The organism is Phaeodactylibacter xiamenensis (assembly GCF_965229835.1).
GTDB classification, from domain to species: Bacteria; Bacteroidota; Bacteroidia; order Chitinophagales; family Saprospiraceae; genus Phaeodactylibacter; species Phaeodactylibacter xiamenensis.
Genome location: NZ_OZ245931.1, coordinates 3,303,920 through 3,324,787 on the forward strand (window position 1 = coordinate 3,303,920; position 20,868 = coordinate 3,324,787).

15 protein-coding genes and 1 pseudogene are annotated in these 20,868 nt (G+C 53.5%); 10 read left to right on the forward strand and 6 right to left on the reverse strand.

Annotated elements, in window-relative coordinates:
* Positions 1-9: 9 nt before the first annotated feature.
* The 3 genes from ACO08I_RS12205 to ACO08I_RS12215 form a co-directional block, all read right to left on the reverse strand.
* Positions 10-687: a hypothetical protein gene (locus ACO08I_RS12205; protein ID WP_282776828.1), complete on the reverse strand. Its 678-nt coding sequence runs from the start codon at positions 685-687 to the stop codon at positions 10-12.
* Between the two features lie 99 nt (positions 688-786).
* Positions 787-1,551 carry an SH3 domain-containing protein gene (locus ACO08I_RS12210; protein WP_421949444.1) on the reverse strand — a complete coding sequence of 255 codons (765 nt, stop codon included), beginning with the start codon at positions 1,549-1,551 and terminating at the stop codon, positions 787-789.
* A complete protein-coding gene (locus ACO08I_RS12215; RefSeq protein WP_421949445.1) occupies positions 1,551-3,749 on the reverse strand; it encodes an OstA-like protein in 2,199 nt (732 codons plus the stop codon). Before ACO08I_RS12215 ends, ACO08I_RS12210 begins: the two co-directional genes overlap by 1 nt.
* Before the next feature lie 255 nt (positions 3,750-4,004).
* Here ACO08I_RS12215 and pheT point away from each other — a divergent pair, with 255 nt between their 5' ends.
* From pheT to ACO08I_RS12240, 5 genes are all read left to right on the forward strand, one after another.
* On the forward strand, positions 4,005-6,452 hold the full coding sequence (pheT, locus tag ACO08I_RS12220; RefSeq protein ID WP_421949446.1) for a phenylalanine--tRNA ligase subunit beta: 2,448 nt from the start codon (positions 4,005-4,007) through the stop codon (positions 6,450-6,452).
* Positions 6,453-6,464: 12 nt separating this feature from the next.
* Positions 6,465-6,782, forward strand: coding sequence for a hypothetical protein (locus ACO08I_RS12225; protein WP_160213755.1), 318 nt, complete (start codon positions 6,465-6,467; stop codon positions 6,780-6,782).
* 2 nt (positions 6,783-6,784) lie between these two features.
* Positions 6,785-7,087: a cell division protein ZapA gene (locus ACO08I_RS12230; protein ID WP_052287835.1), complete on the forward strand. Its 303-nt coding sequence runs from the start codon at positions 6,785-6,787 to the stop codon at positions 7,085-7,087.
* Positions 7,088-7,303: 216 nt separating this feature from the next.
* Positions 7,304-8,986, forward strand: a complete 1,683-nt coding sequence (rny, locus tag ACO08I_RS12235) for a ribonuclease Y (RefSeq protein ID WP_044220874.1) — start codon at positions 7,304-7,306, stop codon at positions 8,984-8,986.
* A gap of 434 nt (positions 8,987-9,420) precedes the next feature.
* Positions 9,421-10,986 carry a T9SS type A sorting domain-containing protein gene (locus ACO08I_RS12240; protein WP_421949447.1) on the forward strand — a complete coding sequence of 522 codons (1,566 nt, stop codon included), beginning with the start codon at positions 9,421-9,423 and terminating at the stop codon, positions 10,984-10,986.
* Positions 10,987-11,071: 85 nt separating this feature from the next.
* On the opposite strand, the gene ACO08I_RS12245 is transcribed toward ACO08I_RS12240, so the two are convergent.
* Positions 11,072-11,227: a hypothetical protein gene (locus ACO08I_RS12245; protein WP_421949448.1), complete on the reverse strand. Its 156-nt coding sequence runs from the start codon at positions 11,225-11,227 to the stop codon at positions 11,072-11,074.
* A gap of 254 nt (positions 11,228-11,481) precedes the next feature.
* Here ACO08I_RS12245 and ACO08I_RS12250 point away from each other — a divergent pair, with 254 nt between their 5' ends.
* The 3 genes and pseudogenes from ACO08I_RS12250 (at position 11,482) to ACO08I_RS12260 (ending at position 14,268) form a co-directional block, all read left to right on the forward strand.
* Positions 11,482-11,988, forward strand: a complete 507-nt coding sequence (locus tag ACO08I_RS12250; protein ID WP_421949449.1) for a T9SS type A sorting domain-containing protein — start codon at positions 11,482-11,484, stop codon at positions 11,986-11,988.
* 66 nt (positions 11,989-12,054) lie between these two features.
* Positions 12,055-12,954: pseudogene (locus tag ACO08I_RS12255) on the forward strand (YCF48-related protein); the annotation flags it as partial.
* 72 nt (positions 12,955-13,026) lie between these two features.
* Positions 13,027-14,268 (forward strand): hypothetical protein, encoded by a 1,242-nt coding sequence (locus ACO08I_RS12260; RefSeq protein WP_421949752.1) that lies wholly within the window; start codon positions 13,027-13,029, stop codon positions 14,266-14,268.
* Positions 14,269-14,279: 11 nt separating this feature from the next.
* On the opposite strand, the gene ftcD is transcribed toward ACO08I_RS12260, so the two are convergent.
* Positions 14,280-15,971, reverse strand: coding sequence for a glutamate formimidoyltransferase (ftcD, locus tag ACO08I_RS12265; protein ID WP_421949450.1), 1,692 nt, complete (start codon positions 15,969-15,971; stop codon positions 14,280-14,282).
* Positions 15,972-16,087: 116 nt separating this feature from the next.
* Here ftcD and ACO08I_RS12270 point away from each other — a divergent pair, with 116 nt between their 5' ends.
* On the forward strand, positions 16,088-17,212 hold the full coding sequence (locus ACO08I_RS12270; RefSeq protein ID WP_421949451.1) for a nitric oxide synthase oxygenase: 1,125 nt from the start codon (positions 16,088-16,090) through the stop codon (positions 17,210-17,212).
* 6 nt (positions 17,213-17,218) lie between these two features.
* On the opposite strand, the gene ACO08I_RS12275 is transcribed toward ACO08I_RS12270, so the two are convergent.
* Positions 17,219-18,811 carry a RagB/SusD family nutrient uptake outer membrane protein gene (locus ACO08I_RS12275; RefSeq protein ID WP_421949452.1) on the reverse strand — a complete coding sequence of 531 codons (1,593 nt, stop codon included), beginning with the start codon at positions 18,809-18,811 and terminating at the stop codon, positions 17,219-17,221.
* Positions 18,812-18,981: 170 nt separating this feature from the next.
* Here ACO08I_RS12275 and ACO08I_RS12280 point away from each other — a divergent pair, with 170 nt between their 5' ends.
* Positions 18,982-20,619 carry an NAD+ synthase gene (locus ACO08I_RS12280; protein ID WP_421949453.1) on the forward strand — a complete coding sequence of 546 codons (1,638 nt, stop codon included), beginning with the start codon at positions 18,982-18,984 and terminating at the stop codon, positions 20,617-20,619.
* Positions 20,620-20,868 lie beyond the last annotated feature (249 nt).

A 20,868-nucleotide genomic window follows, 5' to 3' on the forward strand; every position in this document is an offset into this window, starting at 1 on the left:
TCCTTTCTTTTAATAGATCACAATGACTGATTCAGAGAGTGGGGATACTGCCCCATCAATGTATTGGGCTTCGACCCGATAGGTATAGGCGGTCCCTTTCTTTAGCCCACCGTCGAAGAAGAAAAAGTGGTTGCCGTCAACGATGCCGGAGTCGATCCCTGACTGTGCACCAAAACGTTCCTGGATTTTCTGAAATACTTCCAGTGTGACGACACCTTCATCCGGCCTGACCATACGGTAGGGCCGTAATACCCCATCGGATGCGGAACGGTATATTTGGTAACCATAAATTCCATCTTGTTCAAGGAACTCCCAGACCAGCGCAGCTTCTCCACGGCCATATAGGTATTGTTGGCCAGGCTGTGCGCCTTGGGGATTGTTTGGAAATACATTACTGGAAGGATTGACCGTTAATACAGGCAGATTGGTTAGCACCGCAGAATCTTGTTCTAAAATCGTATGTATAAGCAAGCGCAGATCCAAAATCTCGCCCCGAACCGAGCTGGCTAAGGGACGGGCAGTCAATATTTTAGAGCTGGACTTCAGCCCGGCATCATCTACGGCCAGTAACCGGTAATCGTAGTTGTATTGATAAGAAGCTGTGGAGTCTTCGAAGTATATAGGTTCTCCTGCTGGTAAGGTAATCAGCGTTTCCCATAGGTAGCCTTGGTTTTTCTTGCGCTGCAATTCGTGCTGTACCAGGTCATCACTACTGCTTGCGATCCCTTCTATTTTCAGGTAGCCGATCCGGGGCTCAATGTCATCCCCTGAAATAGTTTGCCCCCCCTAAACCTCCGCCACCAAATCCTTAGGAACCCACCCCACCGTCGTATCACTAAGCTCCACCTTATACCAGCCACTAATTTCATCCAGTATAGTCAGGCTCTCGCCGCCGTAGAGGGTCAGGACGGGCTCACTTTGGGCATCCGGGGCCACGTGCAGGGGTGTTTCTTCTGCCATCAGGACGGCTTTGTGATGGTAAAACTCCTGCTGCGCCCGACCGTAGGCGAAGCCAAAGGGCAACAGGCAGAGGAACAGGGCGGTAACGCCTGCCAGAAAACCTGCTTTGCGCTGCCGGCGCTGAGGGGCAAATTGCCAGACGGCCAGCCCGCCTACGCCCAGCCAAAACAGGAGGAGACCGAGCACGGCCCAGCCCCGGGTGCGCATTAGGTGCTGCACGGAAAGCCAGGTGCGGACGACGCCCGATTGCCGGATTTGAATATTCGAAGCTTCGAGTTGTTCCTGTACCAACGCCAGATTGGACTGTACCTGCTCATTGGCGGGGTCGAGCCGGAGGGCACGCTCGTAGTTGAGGACCGACATGGGCAGATTGCCGTTGCGGTAGTAGGCGTTGCCGAGGTTGTAGTAGAGGACCACACTTTCGTACCCATCGGCACGGAGGGCTTCGTACCGGCTGATGGCGGTTTCGTAATCTTTGTCGTGGTAGGCATTATGGCCGGCTTGCAGCAGCTGTTTTGGTGAAGACTGTGCGGCCAGCAGCCCAATGCCCATTCCAAACCATGCAATGAATACCATCCACTTTTTCATCATTATTGCTCGTCGTTTTGTTTTTCTGGTGTCAGTGGTTGCTCCGTGGTGGCCGGGGAAACGGGTAAACCCTGTCCTTTAGCAGGATCGGGCGGAACGGGTAAACCCTGAGCCGGGGGCGCAGCGGGGACTTCGGCGGGGCTTGCCGGAGCACCTTCTGCTTCCTCATCCAGCCCCATAGCGGAAGGGGGGACTTCCAAACTGTCCTGCGCCAGAGAATCCGCAGCGGGGGCAGCGGCTTTGGGCAGGGGCTTCAGTACCCGTTTTTTCTCCGGGCTGAACAAATCAGGCAGGCTGTCCGGCCGGTATTGGGTTTCCCAAAAGAAGCCTTCCAGTTTGAGCGTGCTGTGGTTCGTTTGCCCCATCGGCAGCATCTCGGCCTTGGGCTGATTGAAAAATGTGATCTTTTCCACCTCATTGTTCCCGAAGTACAGCATCATCTCGCTGCAGATGGTTTTATTGACGCCTACGTAGCCGCCATCGTCATCCAAAGCGTAGTACACGGATTCCGCGTTGCCGTTCACTGCCATCCGCCGGAGTTCTTCTGCTTTGAAAAAGGCGGTCACGTGCTTGCCTTTGACCTGATTGAACATAATCTCATCCGGAGAATTGACAATCAGGGCGTTATTGCGAAGGAAAATGCGGTCAATACTGCCCTTGTTGAGCAGGATGTTAACGGTATCGGCATTGAACTGCGAGGTATCTGCCCAGACGATAGGCTCCCGGAACAGCCGGAAGGTGGAGTCTCGCGTACTGTACGACAGGGAGTCGCAGATGGCCTGCATATCCGTTTTAAAAATGCGCACATCAGGATAGGCCCGCAACAGACGGGCACTGTCGGTGACAAGGGTTTCCGTGATGAGGGTATCGGCAATGAGGGAGTCTATGACCAAAGTATCTGTGGACAGAGCATCAGCCCATAGCGTATCGACGGTAATGACGGTCTCCACAATCAGGGTATCGAATACGTCTTGCAGCGCCAGCAGGGTATCGGATGCCATAAATAAGGAGTCGCCATCCACAATCGTGATGAGCAGCGGCCGGCCATTGCGCCCCCCGAAGGCTTTGAGGTAATCCGCTTTCCGGTCATAGTCGGCCGTATCGCACATAATGGTCAGGTCTTCGGAGGTGTCCCGCCAAATCACAGAGCCGGTGGCGATACCAATGCCCCGTTCCTCGCTGTAGTCCACCTGATCGGCTTCCAGCAGCTGCGGCGGATCGCTAATGCGGGAGCGGCCGCGGGTGGAATAAGTCTCCTGTTTGGCATCGTAGACGATCTCATCAGCGGCGATGTCCTGTTTGGCATCTTTGTAGCGGGCATTGCCCACGAGTACCGTGCGGTCGGCTTCCTGACTGTACTCAATTACATCGGCGGTGGCTTCCCGTTCGTTTTCTTTGAAAATGGCGTTGCCGCGCAGGATGTACACCTCCCGGCTGCCATCGTAGCGGATGGTATCGGCCAGGGCCAGTTGGTCGCCCTTTTGGTACTGCGCGTTTTTGGTGAATTCCGCTACGTTGTTCTCGGTATCGTAAAAACCATCTTCGCAGTACAGCTTGGTGGTATCGCTGTCGATCAGAGTAGGCCCCAGAAAGTCCACCACTTTGGTCTCCGTATTGAAGCCCAGAGTGTCCGAAAGCAGTGTAAAAGCCGAATCGATCACCACGACGCTGTCTTTGAAGTAGATTTGCCGCTCATCTACGTAGTAATAGCCCTTTTTACTTGTCAGTTGCGTGCTGTCGAGGGTAAGGGTGGCACCATTATCGTAAGTGGCCAGCTTGAGGTTAAGGTCGTAAGTCAGGCGGTCGGTGAAGAGGCGCTGATCACCCTTTTCCAGAATGACATCCCCGTAGAGCTCGGCGATGCGGGTCGCCCCGTCGTAAACGGCAGAGTCTGAGAAGACATTGAGGGAATCCCCCTGCTGAATGATGACGTTGCCATTGGCATACACGCGGGTTTGGTTCTCAATACGGGCGGTATCACAGTACATGTACACGCTATCCTGCCGCAGCTCGACGTTGCCATTGAGCTTCTGAATAACCGTATCTCCCGACTGAATGTATTCAAACAGGTCGGCGTGGTCGACTTCCACTTCCTGCTTGGCCGTGTCCTGTGCCGGAGCGGCGGGCTGTTGCCCAAATACCGGGGCAGCCACTAGCAGCAGCAGTACGATACCGTATATTTTCGGGTTCAATAATGGCATAGCTTCTTCCATGAGGTGCAAACTTCCGACTTTCCCCGCACTTCCCTGCGAAAAACGGGCTGAAATCTCCACGAAAACGTTGAGAAAGGCCCTCCCGCTTGCTTCCCGGAACGGGTTAACCCTTTTTTAACGTTGTGAAGAGGCAGACCATCGCCAAAATCAGCTCAAAGAAGCAGATTTGTGAGGACTCCCCCTCCATATAGGTTGTAAATCCCCCATTCGTCAGTATATTTGTGCCCTTACAAAACTACAGCAATGAAAGTATCTCTGAACTGGCTGAAAGAGTATATCGATATAAACCATAGCCCTGAGGAAGTCTCGGCTATGCTCACAGGTATTGGACTGGAAGAAGAAGGCATGGAGCGGGTGGAAAGCATCCGCGGCGGGCTGGAAGGCGTGGTCGTGGGGCATGTCCTCGAATGTGGCCAACACCCTGATGCCGACCGCCTGTCCCTGACCAAAGTGGATGTAGGTGGGGAAGCGCCCCTGCAGATCGTCTGCGGTGCGCCAAATGTAGCGCAGGGACAAAAAGTGATGGTGGCTACCGTGGGGACAACTTTGTACCCCGTTGGCAGCGAAGAACCCCTCACCCTCAAAAAAGGCAAGATCCGCGGGCAGGTGTCCGAAGGCATGATCTGCGCGGAAGACGAACTGGGCACCGGCACGAGCCACGATGGCATCCTGGTGCTGCCGGAAGACACCGCAGTGGGCACCCCCGCACGGGAGTACTTCAATATCGAAATCGACCACGTTTACGAGATCGGGCTGACGCCCAACCGCTCGGATGCCACCAACCACCTGGGCGTAGCCAAGGACCTGGCAGCCTACCTCAAAGTCAACCACAGCCACAACGACGGCGTGCACCTGCCCTCCGTCGACGGCTTCAAAGCGGATGACCAAAGCCTGCCGGTCAGCATTGAGGTGGAAGATGCCGAAGCCTGCCCACGCTACGCTGGCCTGACGCTAAAGGGCATTACCGTTAAGGAGTCGCCCAACTGGCTCAAAAACCGCCTGCTCTCCATCGGGCTGCGGCCCATCAATAATGTGGTGGACGTGACCAACTTCGTACTGCACGAGCTCGGTCAGCCTCTCCACGCTTTCGACCTGGCAAAAGTCAAAGACCACAAGATTGTCGTAAAGGCTTTGCCAAAAGGCACAAAGTTCACTACCCTCGATGAAACGGAGCGCGAGCTGACAGGCGAAGACCTTATGATCTGCAATGGCGCTGGCGAAGGCATGTGCATCGCTGGCGTGTTCGGGGGCATAGGCTCCGGTGTGACGGAAAATACCACTGATGTCTTCCTGGAATCCGCTCATTTCAACGCCAAGTGGGTACGCCGCACAAGCATGGGGCACAACCTGCGCACTGATGCCGCCAAGGTTTTCGAAAAAGGCAGCGACCCCAACATCGTGGTCTACGCCCTGAAGCGGGCCGCCCTGCTCATTAAGGACCTGGCTGGCGGTACCCTTTCAAGCGACATAACCGACCTCTACCCCAACCCGGTCAAACCGGTGGAAGTGAAGGTCAGCTACGCGCACACCAACCGCCTCATTGGCATCGACATTCCCAAAGCCAAAATCCACAGCATCCTGGAGGCCCTGGAGATGAAAATCCTGGCAGACGATGGGGAGACGTTCACCGTTGCAGTGCCTACCAATAAGTCGGACGTAACGCGGGAAGCCGATGTGATCGAGGAAATCCTGCGCATTTACGGTTACAACGAGGTGCCTATCCCTGAGCAGGTCAAGACCGGGCTCAACATCGCCCCTCAGCCCGACCCCAACCTGCTGCGCGACAAGATCGGCGACTACCTGGCAGCCAATGGTTTCAATGAGATGATGGCCCTGTCCCTGTCCCGCTCGCAGTACTACAAGGAAATTTTCGAAGGGCTGGCCGACAACAAGCTGGTGTACATCAACAACACCTCTACCGTGCAGCTCGATATTATGCGCCCGGATATGCTCTTCAGCGGGCTCGAAGCCATTCTGCACAATCAGAACCGGCAGCAGTCGCGCCTGAAGCTGTTTGAATTTGGCCGTACTTATCAGCACGGAGAAAATAAGATCGACGAGCAGCAACACCTGAGCCTCTTCATGACCGGGGAGCGCCACCCGGAAACCTGGCTGGGCGTACGCGAAGGCGATGCGGATTACTACGCCCTGAAGGCTTTTGTGGAAAACATCCTCGCCCGCTTCGGGCTGCAGGGCTATCAGGAGACAGCGCTGCGGGACAACAGCCTGGCGTTCGGGCTGGAATACCACCGCGGCCCGCAGACCCTGGTCCGCTTCGGCAAAGTCAACCCTAAGCTGGTCAAGGCGATGGATATCCGCGGGGAGGTCTTTTACGCCGATTTCAGCTGGGACAACCTCATGAAAGCCCGAAAAAAGTATAAATTATCCTACGAGGAGCTGAACAAATTCCCAAGCAGCCGGAGGGATTTGGCCCTGGTTATTGATAATTCTGTAAAATTTAGTGATATTGTGGCGATTGCCCGTAAGGTGGGCAAGAAGCTCATTAAGGATATCAACCTTTTTGACGTGTACGAAAACGAGGAGCAGCTCGGCGCCGGGAAAAAGTCCTACGCTGTCAGCTTCACATTTGAAAACCCTGAGAAAACGCTCAAGGACAAGGAAGTGGACAAGGTGGTCAATCAGCTGATTGCCGACTATGAGTCCAAACTTGGTGCTACGATCCGTCAGTAAAGGCAGGGTAGTATGATGACCCAAAGTCCCAAAATGAACTTTTTAGAGCGCATTGACAATATTGAACTGAAAGTCCGGCAGCTTGTGCAGCGCATGGCGCGCCTGAAGCAGGAAAATGCCGGGCTCAAGGAAGAAAACCAGAAACTCAAGGCCGATCTGGACCGTCAGCGCGGTGCAGTGAGTGCCTTAACCCATAAGTTGGAACAAACGCAGCGGTCCCTGGACACGCAGCGGGAAGGACAACCTGAGCAATCAAATCAGCTGAAACAACAGCTGGAAACATACATTGAAGAGATCAACGCTTGTATTGAGTGGCTACATAAGCAATAGGAATGAGCAGAGGGCAAGACAAGGAGATGAAACATATTACCGTGCTGATTGCCGGCCGGCCGTACCCACTCAAAATAGATGTGGCAGATGAACCTGCCATCCGCAAGATCGTCAAAGAGGTCAACGAGAAAATCAACCGTTTTCAGTTGACCTATACCAATAAGGACAAACAGGACTGCCTCTCGATGGCGCTCCTGACCTACGCGGTCGACTTGCACAAAGCTAAAACCTCCGGGGGCAATGACCCTGCCCTTTCCGGTAAACTCTTTCAATTGGAAGCCTTGCTTGATCAGGTGCTTGACTAAACTTTCCCGATGTGCGGTATCCTGCCGCCCGTTTTTCCTGAAATATTGGAATACCCCTGTTTTGGCGTAAGCCCGCTGCTCCTTAATTAGGTGCACATGAGCTTCGCCAGCCAGGTTATTTATACACCAAATGCAATTCGGTGGCCCGGGTTTGTCCTGCAAGTATACATACAGGCAAAGCACCAAAACCACCGCATCACAAAATCAACACCAATTATGGATATAGGAATAGGAATCATTATTGGGTTGGTCGTTGGAGCCATTATTGGCTACATAGGCGTTCAGATGGCCCTTAAAAGTGCCAAACAGAAACGCATCGACGAAATCAACTCCACCGTGGACCAGGAGGTCAAGGAAGCCCGGCTCACGGCCAAACGCCTGATTGACGAGGCAGAGATCAAAGCGGAAAAGATCACCTCTCAGGCCGAAAATAAGAACGAGAAGATCAAGCAGCGCAAAATTCAGGAGGCCAAGGAAAAATTCAGCCGCCTCAAGTCTGAATTTGAAAGCAGCAAAGCCGATCAGATGGTGGAGCTGAAGGAGCGCAAAATGGAAATCAAGGAACTAGAGTCTGACCTGCGCCAAAAGGAAAAGAGCTTCGGCGATAAAGTCAAAGCCCTGGACAATCAGCGGGCAGAACTGGAACAGCGCGAAGCAGACGCCATCGCCCTGCGGGAAAATCTCGAGAAGCAGATCAAAGTCATGAACCGCAAGCGCGAGGAACTGGAGACCGCAAGCGAGCGCCACATCAAGGAACTGGAAAAAGTGGCTAACCTGAGCGAAGCCGAAGCCAGGGAACAGCTGCTCGAAGCCGTGAAAGCCAAGGCGGAAACCGATGCTATGGCCCTGGTGAAAAACTCCGTGGAACAGGCTAAGATCACTGCCAACAAGGAAGCCAAGAAAATTATCATTCAGTCCATTCAGCGCATGTGTGCGGAGTATACGATTGAGAATACCGTTTCGGTCTTCAACCTCGACTCCGACGACCTGAAAGGGCAGATCATTGGTCGGGAAGGCCGGAATATCCGGGCGCTGGAAGCCGCTACCGGTGCGGAAATCGTTGTGGACGACACGCCGGAAGCCATTGTGATTTCCAGCTTTGACCCCATCCGCCGGGAAGTAGCCCGCCTGGCGCTCAAGCGCCTCGTAGCCGATGGCCGTATCCACCCGGCACGCATCGAGGAAGTGGTAGCCAAAGTCCGCAAGCAGCTCGACGAGCAGATTGTGGAAATCGGTGAGCGCACCGTCATCGACCTGGACCTCCACGGGCTTGACCCTTACCTCGTGAAGATGGTAGGCCGCATGCGCTTCCGCTCGTCCTACGGGCAAAACCTGCTCAAGCACTCCATTGAAACGGCCAACCTCTGCGCCATCATGGCTGCCGAGCTCGGCCTGAGCCGCAAGCAAGCCAAAATGGCCAAGCGGGCCGGCCTGCTCCACGATATTGGCAAAGTTGCCGAGGAGGAAACGGAACTGTCCCACGCCCTGCTGGGCATGAAGCTTTGCGAAAAGTACGGTGAACACGCTGCCGTTTGCAATGCCGTAGGTGCCCACCACGATGAGGTAGAGATGAACAACATCCTCTCCCCTATCATTCAGGCCTGTGATGCCATTTCCGGTGCCCGCCCCGGCGCGCGGCGCGAGATCCTCGAAAGCTACCTCAAGCGTATTGGCGAGCTGGAAGAACTGGCGATGGAGCACGAGGGCGTACAAAAAGCCTATGCGATGCAGGCCGGCCGTGAGCTGCGCGTCATCGTAGAGTCCGAAAAAGTAACCGATCAGCGGGCCGACGAGCTGTCGTTCCAGATTTCTCAGAAAATCCAGGACGATATGCAGTACCCCGGGCAGATCAAAGTGACTGTCATCCGCGAAAAGCGGGCGGTGGCTTATGCGCGGTAGGGCATAACTGGTTACCTGGTCAAGCAATCCCCTGTCCGATGTATTTGGGCAGGGGATTTTTTGTGGTGCTCTTTTGCCGGTATGCAAGGATTGCCATCAGAGGGTTCAGCAGTACCTTCTCCATACCCAAAAAGACAGACCGCGCTATATTCAATGGGCAAAACCGATTATCCCAGCTCTTTTTGCGACTCAAACCCAAGTCAAGCCAAACGTTAATTCACCTAAACTTATTCCGCCGAAATTGGCACTATCTCGTTTTTTCGCTACATTGTAACCACAACGCGTTCCAGCTGCTTGCTCGAATGCGCCTTCTGTAACTAAACACCATCTTATATCATGAAAACATCATTGAGATTTACCGGCTTCAGATTTTCGCCCCCGCTTAAATAAGACAAAGGTACAGCTCTGCCCTGCACCTCTCATATGAATGAATTATGCGCATTATCCTAACTTTACTATTGCTGTACGCCCCTCTCTTCACCCGTGCACAGCCCTGGTTCAGCACTTCTATAGATATTGAAGAAAAAGATAATTCTGGATGGCAGGTCATCGTTGACGAAGACCGGGAAGAACTACTACTTGTCTCTCCTAACCGGTGCGACACTACTTACAGCAGGATTTGCACCATTATCGCCCGTACCGATTGGGCGGGCAACTTGCTGGGGCACGCCCAAATAGATACCCACATTGTAGCTTCAGTGAGCGAGTCGCTCATCAAAGTGTCGGACAGCACGTATTATATGTACGCCCGCCCCTCTCCGGCTGAAGAAGAAAACGTACAGATACTAAAACTAAATCAGGACTTTACTGTCGAACAGGAATGGAACTTCGGTGCAGAAACAGAGGAGGAAATCCCCTATTACTGGGCAAAACATGAAGAAGGCTATTTGACTGCCAGTATCACAGTAGGAGAAGGTGAACCTATAACCACTTTTTCATTTCTCAATGACAGCATGGAAATCCTGCATCAGGCTATGCACCCGGAATCGGAGAGCCCCTATGGCATTATGTCAGATAATGACCTCATAGCCACACAGGACGGGAATTTTGTCAGCTCTGGGCTGGTCAGGAATAACGAAGGCCGGTTTCAGGGCTTCACCAAGTTTACCCCAGAGATGGAAGTGCTATGGCACAGCCGGCTGGAAGAAGACGACTTTTCACGAAACAACATCGCAAAGATCGTAGAGCTCAACAACGGCAACATTGCCACCAACTGGGAGGAACCAAACCTGACGGACCCGCTGGATGTCACCATCTCATTTATTAACCTCCGTATGGCTGCCCTGGATGGCATGACAGGGGACACCGTATGGACCAACACCCTATGGATGACCCGGCCGGCCTACCCCTATGTCATCAAACTCAACCGGGCCAATAACGGGGATATTATTGGCATTGGGTATATTAGCCGCCCCCCGGTGCCCGAGGAATGGGAAGAAATTATCGATAATGCAGGGTTCATCTTCCGGATGTCCCCGGAAGGGGAACTCAAGTGGAAACGCTATATTTTTGACAACCGGTCTCCCCTGGCTTTCCTCAGCTATTTCAACAACGGGGCAGAGCTTCCCAACGGCGACCTGGTCTTCACCGGCACCTATCAGGATACCTTCCCGAATCAGGAGCCTTTCATCAACAACATCAATATCTGGCTGGTCCGTACAGACAGTATGGGCTGCCTGGTCCCTGGGTGCGGCAACCTGCAAATTGTAACAGACAGTACCATCATCACTTCTACACGGGAGGAAGTGCCAACGAATACGGCCCCACAGCTTATGGCCCGCGCCTACCCCAATCCTACAACAGACCATTGGGTCCTGGACTGGGGCTACCCAGGCACTGCCCACCTGCAGCTGACCGATATGCAGGGCAGGGTTTTGAAAGAGGCCAAAGTCAGACAGGGGCAACAGGACATTAGCGCGGAGGGGCTGCCGCCTGGTATTTATATTTTGGTATTGCATAGCGCGGAGGTTTCGGGTAGCCTGAAAGTCGTGAAACGGTGAAAAGGCTGCTGTAGCTGACATCGCGCAGTATCTGGAAAGCGTGCAGGGCTGCGAGCCGCTTTTAGAAGGTGGAGTGATAACCACATCACCCCACATGCCGCTCCACCAGCCCAATTACTTCCTGCTCCAGAGCATCTGCCTTGGCAGCTATGGATTGAGCCGCCGACAGTTTGGCTTCCACCCACGCTTTGTCCTCGATATCGCCGACATTGATGCGGACATTGAGCCAGGCTCCGTGCACAGCTGCTCTTCCTGCACATTTTTTCGGGAGAGCTCTCTTCCCTAAAAAAAATACGTCACGCTATATTTGATTGATAAAATCAGCTCGTCCGGTATTTTTTACACCCCCAAACAAAGCTGAACCATACGTTAATTCAGCTAAACTTATTCAGCCGGAATTGGCACTATCCCGTTTTTTTGCCTACATTGTAACCACAGCGCGTTCCAGCCACTTGCTCGAATGCGCTCTTTGTAACTAAAATCCCTTCACACTTTATGCAAAATCTATCTTCCATTTATCCCCCCGCGTTAAGTATTATTGCCTTATCCTTTGATAAACTTGTAAGCGGCAGTGCAGATTTATCCGGGTTTAGCCTTGATACTGCTGCACTACAGCCCATTGCTTATATGGCAGATGGGACGAAGCAAAAGATCACGCTTTCCATCCGTTCCGGGGGGAAGCTGGGCAACGGTTTCTTGCAGCAATCGGATAACACTCCTCTGGAAGAAAGCAACGAACAGAAATCAGCATTAGGTGCACAAGTGTTGGTTGCCCCTAACCCCTTCAGTCAAAAGCTGCTGATCGACCTTGGGAGTACTCCTTCAGGCGCACAAGCCTCAGTTACTATTTTCAACAGTATTGGCCAGCAGGTCTGGCAATGGCAGGGCCTAACGGTTGGTGTTTTGGAAAGTTCTACCGCTTCCTGGCCGGATGGTGTGTACTACTATCAAGTAAAGATAGGTGAAGACATGACTTCTGGTAAGGTTATTAAAGGCCAATAAGACTTTAATATAGTTTAATTACCCAGCCCTTCAATATATGCAGGGCTGGGTATATATCCTTTTATTATGCGTACCATATTCCTCATTTTACTGATAATAGCCAGCATAAACAAGGGCAAAAGCCAATGCTGGGAAATCATTTACGATGGAGGTAATGATAATATTGTTTTTACAAACCTTGAAGTCTTAAATGACTCCGTATTTTGGGTAGTTGCCGGACTTGTAGAACAAGGGCAAAGCTTAGGGCTAAGAACAGAAGACAAAGGGGACTCCTGGAGCATCGTGACTTGGCCAAGCTCCATTTCTCACCCAAGTTCCATTGAACTCATTGATCAGAACTCTGCTTTTATTGGAGCATTTAAGTATAGTGTATTTAAAACAGAAGATAAGGGCTGGTCATGGGATGATGTAGATCTCCCTCCAGAGGGAGGGGGGACCCAAATCCGTTATATTGTTTTTAACAACGAAAACGAGGGCTGGCTAACTGTTGACAAAGGCTCTATTTTTCATACTCAAGATGGAGGGTCAAATTGGGTAGAAAAAGGAAACAATGTAGAACTTGGGATACCTTCTTTCAGAGGTTTTCAGGCTGTAACGGATAGTGTCCTCTATTTTTATGGCTGGCATGCATTCAGCAGCGCTAATTCAGCCCGAATATGGAAAACTATCAACAAGGGGGATACATGGAATACTTTGAATTTAGGACTACCTACAAGTGAACTAGATTTCTTCTTTCTAGATCAAACCACTGGATGGATTCCATGCCAAAACAACACCATTTATAAAACACTGGATGGGGGGGATACTTGGTCAGAATATACAGTTACGGACAACTCTGAAACTTATGGTTTTACAACCCAATTTACTAGCAATAGTATAGGCTGGGTAGGGGGAGCAATTTTAGATTCTCCAAACTTTTACAATGCATTTATTTCTTATAGCAAAGACGGGGGCGAAACCTGGGCAAGGCAACATTTAGCAATTGATACGTCTTATGTTCTTGAGTATGAAAACGACAATAGAATAAGAGAACTCCATATGGTCAACGACACACTGGGTTATGCCATATCCAGCAGAGGCCGCATCTACCGCTACCGCGGGCGCGCTGCCGAATGCGGGCCTGCCCCCGTATTGCTCGGCACTAACGTCTTGTCCCCCAGCTTCTCCTGGGCTGCCGCTGAAGGCTGCTTCGATGGGTACTATTTCCAAATAGGCAGCAGCCCAGGGGAGGATGACCTCCTGCCTCCAACTGATGTCGGGCTCGACACCTTTTTCCACGCTACGGCACCGCTCCCTGAAAACACCACCGCATACGCCACTGTGCGCCCCTATAACCACCAATTTGGGCCAGCACAAAGCTGCGAGTCTACCGTTTTCCTAACCCCGGACTGCCCTCCAGCCCCTATCGTCATCGATACCGGCTACTGTGCAGGCAGTCCATTGCTGTGGGGGGACAGCCTCATTAATGCGCCCGGCACCTATACCTTCCCTGCACAGGCGCTGACGGGCTGCGACAGCACCACCGTGCTCAAAGTAGAAGCCTATGCCCCGGATACCAGCTTAATCGATACTTTTTTCTGCAGTGGCAGCGATGGGCTGCTTTGGGGGGACAGCCTGTTGCCACAGCCAGGGGCATACACCTTTGCTTACCTCAACCAACAGGGCTGTGACAGTACTGTACAGGTTTCACTAGCCCTCGCCAACAGCAGCTTCAGCGCCATAGACACCTTCTATTGCGAAGGGGAAGCCTTTTGGTGGGGCGATACCCTACTGCCTGGCCAGGGCCTGCACACCCTCGCCTACCGCTCCGCAGAGGGTTGTGACAGCACCCTGCAAGTCACGCTCCAAGCCCGGAACAATAGCTATGTTGAGCTGGACACTGCTCTTGTGCCAGGAGCTGTTTTTATGGGCAGCACCTTCTATACAGACACTACTTTAACGCAGTTGCACCCGGCTTCTAATGGTTGTGACAGCCTCACCACCATCCACATAGAGATCATCTCCAATACCAGAGCTGCCGCCCAGCCTTCCCCCTGGCGTTGTTACCCTAACCCTGCCCGGGGCCTCCTCTGGGCGGAAGGCCCTTCACCCAATGCCCGGCTTCAGTTATGGTCTGCCGGAGGGCAGCGGATTGGGCTTCCCAAGCATAGCCTCCCTGCACCTGAAGAGGCAGGGCGGTACAGGTATGCTTACAACATCTCCCATTTGCCGCCGGGGTTGTACTGGCTGCAGATCACTTGGGAGGGCGGGACAGCTTTGGAGAAGGTGGTGAAGATGTAGCACTCTTCCCACTACCCCACATGCCGCTCCACCAGCCCTATCACTTCCTGCTCCAGGGCATCCGCTTTGGCAGCTATGGATTGAGCCGCCGACAGTTTGGCTTCCACCCAGGCCTTGTCCTCGATATCGCCGGCATTGATGCGGACATTGAGCCAGGCTCCGTGCACAGCTGCCCGGGCACACAGCGCCCCTACCCCAGCATCACTAGCAGAGTTGGGGTTGCCTTTTTCTGCCATGGCTTTGCACACCTCGAAGGTCTCCAGCGCCAGTTCCATAGTTCGGAAAGGCACTTCGGTGGCATACTTGGTCGCCTCCTGCATCGCTTCGTGTCGGGCGGCTTTTTCTGCTTCCGTCCCCTTTGGCATGCGCACTGCGGCAATAATGTCGTTGAAGGAACGGGTATCTTCATCTACCAGCGCCAGGAGCCCATCCTTGATGCGCTGCCCGCGTTCCGCCCACTCGGAAAACTCCGCCCAGCGGTCGTCCCAGACCCGGCGGTGAGAAGACAGGTTGGCGACCATCGTGCCCAAAGATGCTCCCAAAGCGCCAACGTAGGCCGCTACCGAACCACCACCCGGTGCCACGCTCTCCGAGGCCGTCTCATTGGAGAAGGTGCGGAGGTCCATATTGAGGAGTGGCGTAGGGGTACCTTCTGCCAGTTGGTATTCGATAATTTTCTGTTGGGGGTCGAAGGGGCTCAGCTCATCCAGACCCATTGACTTTACGGCAATTTTGATGACCTCTTCTTCAGATGCGCCCAGGGAACGCCGCTGCTGTTGCAGGAAGTAATGCCCGGCATCAAGCATGACCTGCAGGGGCACCAGGCCGACCAGTTCGGAACCAGTCACCCGCATCCCCCGGCGGTTCGCGCTTTCGCGGCAGGCTTCGAAGGCGATGTGGAGTGGGGTTTGGCGCACATCGGTAATGTTCATGGAAATTTGGGCAATGCCGTACTCTTCGATGTACCAGCCGATGCCTTTTACGCCCTTGCACTTGCCGGGTTCCCGCAGGGCATTCCCGTTTTCATCCTTGAGCACTGCACCGGAGACTTTGCCGCCTTCCCGCTTCACACGCCCCTGCTCCCGCACATCAAAGGCAACGGAATTGGCGCGGCGTACCGAGGTGGTATTGAGGTTGACGTTGTAAGCGATGAGGAAGTCCCGGGCGCCCACTGCCGTCGCTCCGGCGGTTGCGTTAAACTTCGCCGGGCCATAATCCGGCTTCCATTCCGGTTTAGCCAGTTTATCGGGCAGGGCTTCGTACTCGCCAGAGCGGACCGTAGCCAGATTGCGCCAGGCAGGCTTGGTCGCGGCACTTTCGTACATGTAGATGGGAATGCCCAGTTCCTCACCGGCACGCCTGGCCAGCTTATGCGCCCATTCGGCGACCTCTTCCATGGTGATATGGGCAATGGGGATAAGCGGGCAGACATCCGTGGCGCCCATACGGGGGTGCTCACCGGTATGCTTGGACATATCAATGACTTCGCTGGCCTTTTTCATAGCCTGGAAAGCCGCCTCAATGACCGGCTCCGGCGCGCCCACAAAGGTGACGACCGTGCGGTTGGTCGCTTTTCCGGGGTCGACGTCCAGAAGTTTGACGCCCTCCACCGCTTCGATGGCAACAGTGATTTGCTTCAGCACTGCCGGGTCACGGCCTTCGCTGAAATTGGGTACGCACTCTATGAGCGGTTGGTTTTGCATGGTTTATTTGGTTTAGCACTTTGACAAACATTTGAGGCGGGAAAATAAACTTTTCAGAGGGGAGGACGATTATTTTGTTGCATTTTCCGCTTCCAAATTGAAGAAAAATAAAAAATATGAACACCATTGCCAAGGCTGCTCCATCGACGCTCCTACAGGAAGCCGAACAGTTCCTTCAGCTTTATGCCAAAGAACAGGAACTGCCCAAAGCGGCTTATCAGGACCGACGGGAGGAAATCGTGGAATCGGTCGCGGCACAGGGCACCTACGAGCTGACCAAAGCTGAGTTGGCCTTTGGGGCACGGGTTGCCTGGCGGAATTCCATCCGATGCATCGGGCGGTTGTACTGGAAAAGCCTGCATGTATTCGATGCCCGGCAGGTGACGGATGCAGAGACGGCCTTTCGCCTTCTCTGCGACCACCTGCGCTTTGCCACCAACGAGGGGAATATCCGGTCAGCGATCACCATTTTCCCACCTGACGTTGAAGGCCGGACGCCCCTGAAAATCCTTAATCATCAGCTCATCCGCTATGCGGGCTACGCGCAACCGGATGGCAGTGTCTTAGGCGACCCGGCAAGTGCCTCCTTTACCCGCTTTTGCGAAAGCCTCGGCTGGCAGGGCAAAGGCACCGCATTTGACGTCCTCCCCCTTGTGGTACAGGAAGCGGGCCGCCCACCGGTTTGGTTTGAGTGGCCGAAGGAGGTGTGCCTGGAAGTGCCGATTACGCACCCTGATCAGCCCGGGATTACCGCCTTAGGTTTGAAATGGTACGCCGTACCTGTAATTGCTGATATGTGGCTGAGCATCGGTGGGCTGCGGTTCTCCGCTGCGCCCTTCAATGGCTGGTACATGGGCGCGGAAATTGGTGCCCGCAACCTGGCGGACCAGCAACGCTACAACGCTCTGCCTAAAGTTGCGGAAGCCATGAACCTTGATACCTCCCGCAATGCCACCCTCTGGAAAGACCGGGCGCTGGTGGAATTGAATGCCGCGGTACTGCATTCCTACGCGCAGGCGGGCGTGAAAGTCGTGGACCACCACAGCGCCGCTGAACAGCATGCCCATTTTGAACGCATTGAACAATCGCACGGCCGCCCGGTCAATGGCGACTGGACCTGGCTCATACCACCGGTCTCACCGGCCACGACGGCGACCTTCCACCGCACGTATAATGCTGCGGAGCTGAAGCCGAACTTCTTTTACAAGACAGCAGCGGAGAAGGGATGCCCGATGATGTGATTTGTATTAATACCCAGGGTTCTGCGTCATCCCTGCGTCTCCGCCGATAGCAGACCGGGGAATAGGAAATAATTCCCGGTAGGGCTCAGAAGCTGGCTTTTCCCACCAGGCTTCAGTATACTTTCCAAACCGGATGAGGTCAGTCCGGCGTATGGCTTCCTGAAACATCTCCCGGCCTCGTTCTGCCAAAAACTCATCCGCCGTAAGCGTACCGCTGTAGGGCTCTACCCCAGCACGGGCGCGCAATACATTGACATCAGGCTCGGCATCTGCCCAGTTGCCGCTAAGGCGGGCGCGGGCCTCTGCCCTGATGAGGTAGACCTCCCCCAGGCGGACGATCGGAAAGTCATTGTCCATTTCCCTGCGCCCAAAGAGCTTAAAGCTAAACTTAGCGGGCCGGGCACCTGATTCTGCTTGGGCATTGGGCTGCAGCTCATTGATTGCAGGTGTGTACTTTAGCTGAAGTTCACCGTCATTTTCTGTGTAATCGATGACAGCAGAACCGGAGAAATCAAACTGCGGCCCGGTCAGGAAACTGGCTTTTTTGCGCAGGTCAGCGTCCTCATAGCTGTTGTAGAATTCTTCAAGGGTGGCGTAGCCGTTCCAGGGTTGTTCCTGCAGGTGCCAGCTCAGTCGACTGGCCGGGTGAAGAACCATTTGTGAAAAGTTCATGCCCGGTCCCAGATACTCATCGTAATTGATGGAAAAGATGTGCTCGGGATTGCCATCATTGTTGGGTGCGAAAACAACGGCATAGCCTTCCAACTGTTCAGAGTCGAAAGGTACGCCCTGACGCCGGCCCAGATTTGGCACAGCACAACCCTGGCCGCAGAGCTGATAATGCCCGCTGTCGATGATGTAGGAAGCTGCTGTACCGGCTGATTCGTACCTCGGCATCCCCGTATACACTTCGGCATTCAGATAGAGCCTGGCCAGGATACCTAAGGCACCGTAGCGATTAAGTTCGTAGGCATCACTACTTTCAGAAAGCGAGCTACTGCTGAGGTCCATATCTGCACTGACTTCGGGAACTTCTAATATTGCCAGGAGCTCCTGTTCCACAAAGTTAAACACTTCCTCCCGGGTGGCCTGAGGAGGATTAGGATCGTACTCGGTTACGATTTTGACCCGGCCGAACAGGTCGAGAAGCCGCCAGTAGTAAAATGCCCGCAAACCTCTGACCTGTGCCACTTCGTGTGGTTCCAAATGCGCCTGGTCCAGCGCTTGATTGGCTTCAGATATAGCCTCGTACAACTGCCGGAAAGTCGTACCCAGAAAAGGATGGTCGGGCGTATAAGTATGCTGATGCAAAGCGATCTGTATTCCACCATCATACCAGTCGCTGCCTTTGGCACATACCACCATTTCATCGGAGGTAAGCTCCTGCAGGGAGAAATAGCCCCCGTGGTAGGCGGTCCCAGAATATCTTAATCCTGCATAAGCTCCAACCAGCGGCCCACCGCAGGCACAATCATAATCAAGACCGTTTCCTTCAACAGACAACTCCTCCGTGAGGGCTCCCACCAAATCCTCCTCTAAGTCCATACAGGCATAATGGCTTAGAGCAATCATTAGCGACAAAAGGTATACTTTTTTCATTTCCAGGGTCTTTGACCGATCAATTTACGGATTTTCAAGGGAAAAAGCCAGAAGGAGTCAGCACGGCGCAGCAGGAGCAGAAAATCAGGGCATTTTATCAATTTAGCGGTCCCGGTTTCCCGATTGCAACCATCCTTTCTTACCTTTGTTTAGATTTCAAACGAAGATACATGAAGATAGCGATCGCACAACTCAACTTCCACATTGGCAACTTTGAAGGCAACCTGCAAAAAATGCTGCAGGCGGTCGCGGAAGCCAAAGCTCAACAAGCCGACCTCATCTGCTTCAGCGAACTGGCAACCGTGGGTTATCCGCCCCGGGACTTCCTGGAATTTGAGGACTTCATTGAGTTGGCGGAAGCCACGGTGGAAAGGCTGGCTGAAGCTGCACAGGGCATCGCTATTGTGGTGGGCTCACCAACCAAAAACCCGGTGATTGAGGGCAAAGACCATTACAACTCCGCCTTCTTTCTGGCTGATGGCAAAGTGCAGCAGGTGCAGCACAAAACCCTCCTGCCGACTTACGATATCTTCGACGAGTACCGCTACTTCGAGCCGGCTTCGGAGTGGAAGGTGGTGGAATTCAAAGGCAAGCGCATTGCCCTCACGGTTTGTGAGGACATCTGGAACATCGCCAATGAAAACCCGCTCTACACCATCTCGCCCATGGATCAGCTGATGCCGCAACAGCCGGATTTCATTCTTAACCTTTCCGCTTCGCCCTTCAGTTACGTGCAGGCCGAGTCACGCACGAAAGTCGTCCGGGCCAATGTGGAGCGCTACGGCATTCCAATGTTCTACGTCAACCACAGCGGCGCACAGACAGAAATCCTTTTCGACGGCGGCTCTATGGTCGCCTCCCCCGATGGCAAAATCTTTGACGAGCTGCCTTACTTCGAAGAGGCGGTGCGGATGTACGACCTGGACGAAGTCACCAAAGGCGGCAGGGAGCTGCTGCAGCCCCGAAACAAAATGTCCCTCATTCACGATGCGCTGGTGATGGGGATCCGCGATTACTTCCGGAAGCTGGGCTTTAAGCGGGCCATCCTGGGACTTTCCGGTGGGATAGACTCGGCTTTGGTCGCCGTACTGGCGGTGCGGGCGCTGGGAGCGAAAAATGTCCGCCTGGTATTAATGCCCTCACAGTTTTCCTCCGACCACTCGGTTGTAGATGCCCGGAAGCTGGCGGAAAACCTGGGCGCGCCCTACGATATCATTCCCATCGAGCCCATCTACAACAGTTTTATGGAAGCGCTCAAGCCCCACTTTTGGGCCACCGAATTCAATATCGCCGAGGAAAACCTGCAGTCCCGCTCCCGGGGCAACCTGCTCATGGCCTTGTCTAATAAGTTCGGTAACATCCTGCTCAACACGTCCAACAAAAGCGAGGTGGCCGTCGGGTATGGCACCCTTTATGGCGACATGTGCGGCGGCTTGTCCGTCATCGGCGACCTATACAAAACAGAGGTCTTTGAGCTTTGCCGCTATATCAACCGGGAGGAGGAAATCATTCCCGACAACATCATCACCAAGCCCCCTTCCGCTGAGCTCAAGCCCGACCAAAAGGACACCGACAGCCTGCCCGAATATGAGGACCTGGACGAAATCCTGTTCCAATACATCGAGCGCCGCCTCAGCCCCCAGGACATCATCGAAAAAGGTTACGATGAAAAGCTGGTCCGCCGGGTGCTCCGCCTGGTCAACATCAACGAGTTCAAGCGCCACCAAATGGCTCCCGTGCTGCGGGTTTCTGAAAAGGCATTTGGCATGGGGCGGCGTATGCCGATTGTGGGCAAATATTTGGCGTAGAGGTTTTCAGCATCAATCGTTTATGTCCTCAGGCTAATTAGCGAATCGGCAGCCAAGAAAACATTCGTTTTTTTGGGAATATCATGAACACCTAATTATATTTACAATATCGTTAAACGCTCTAAAACATAAAATTATGCTACGCTCTACGCTTGCCCTACAAGCTTAACTGGATATTTTCTCAAATTTTGATTTTTGGATTTCAGAGATGATAAGCTAACCAACTTGGAAACTTAGCAGCTAAATTTA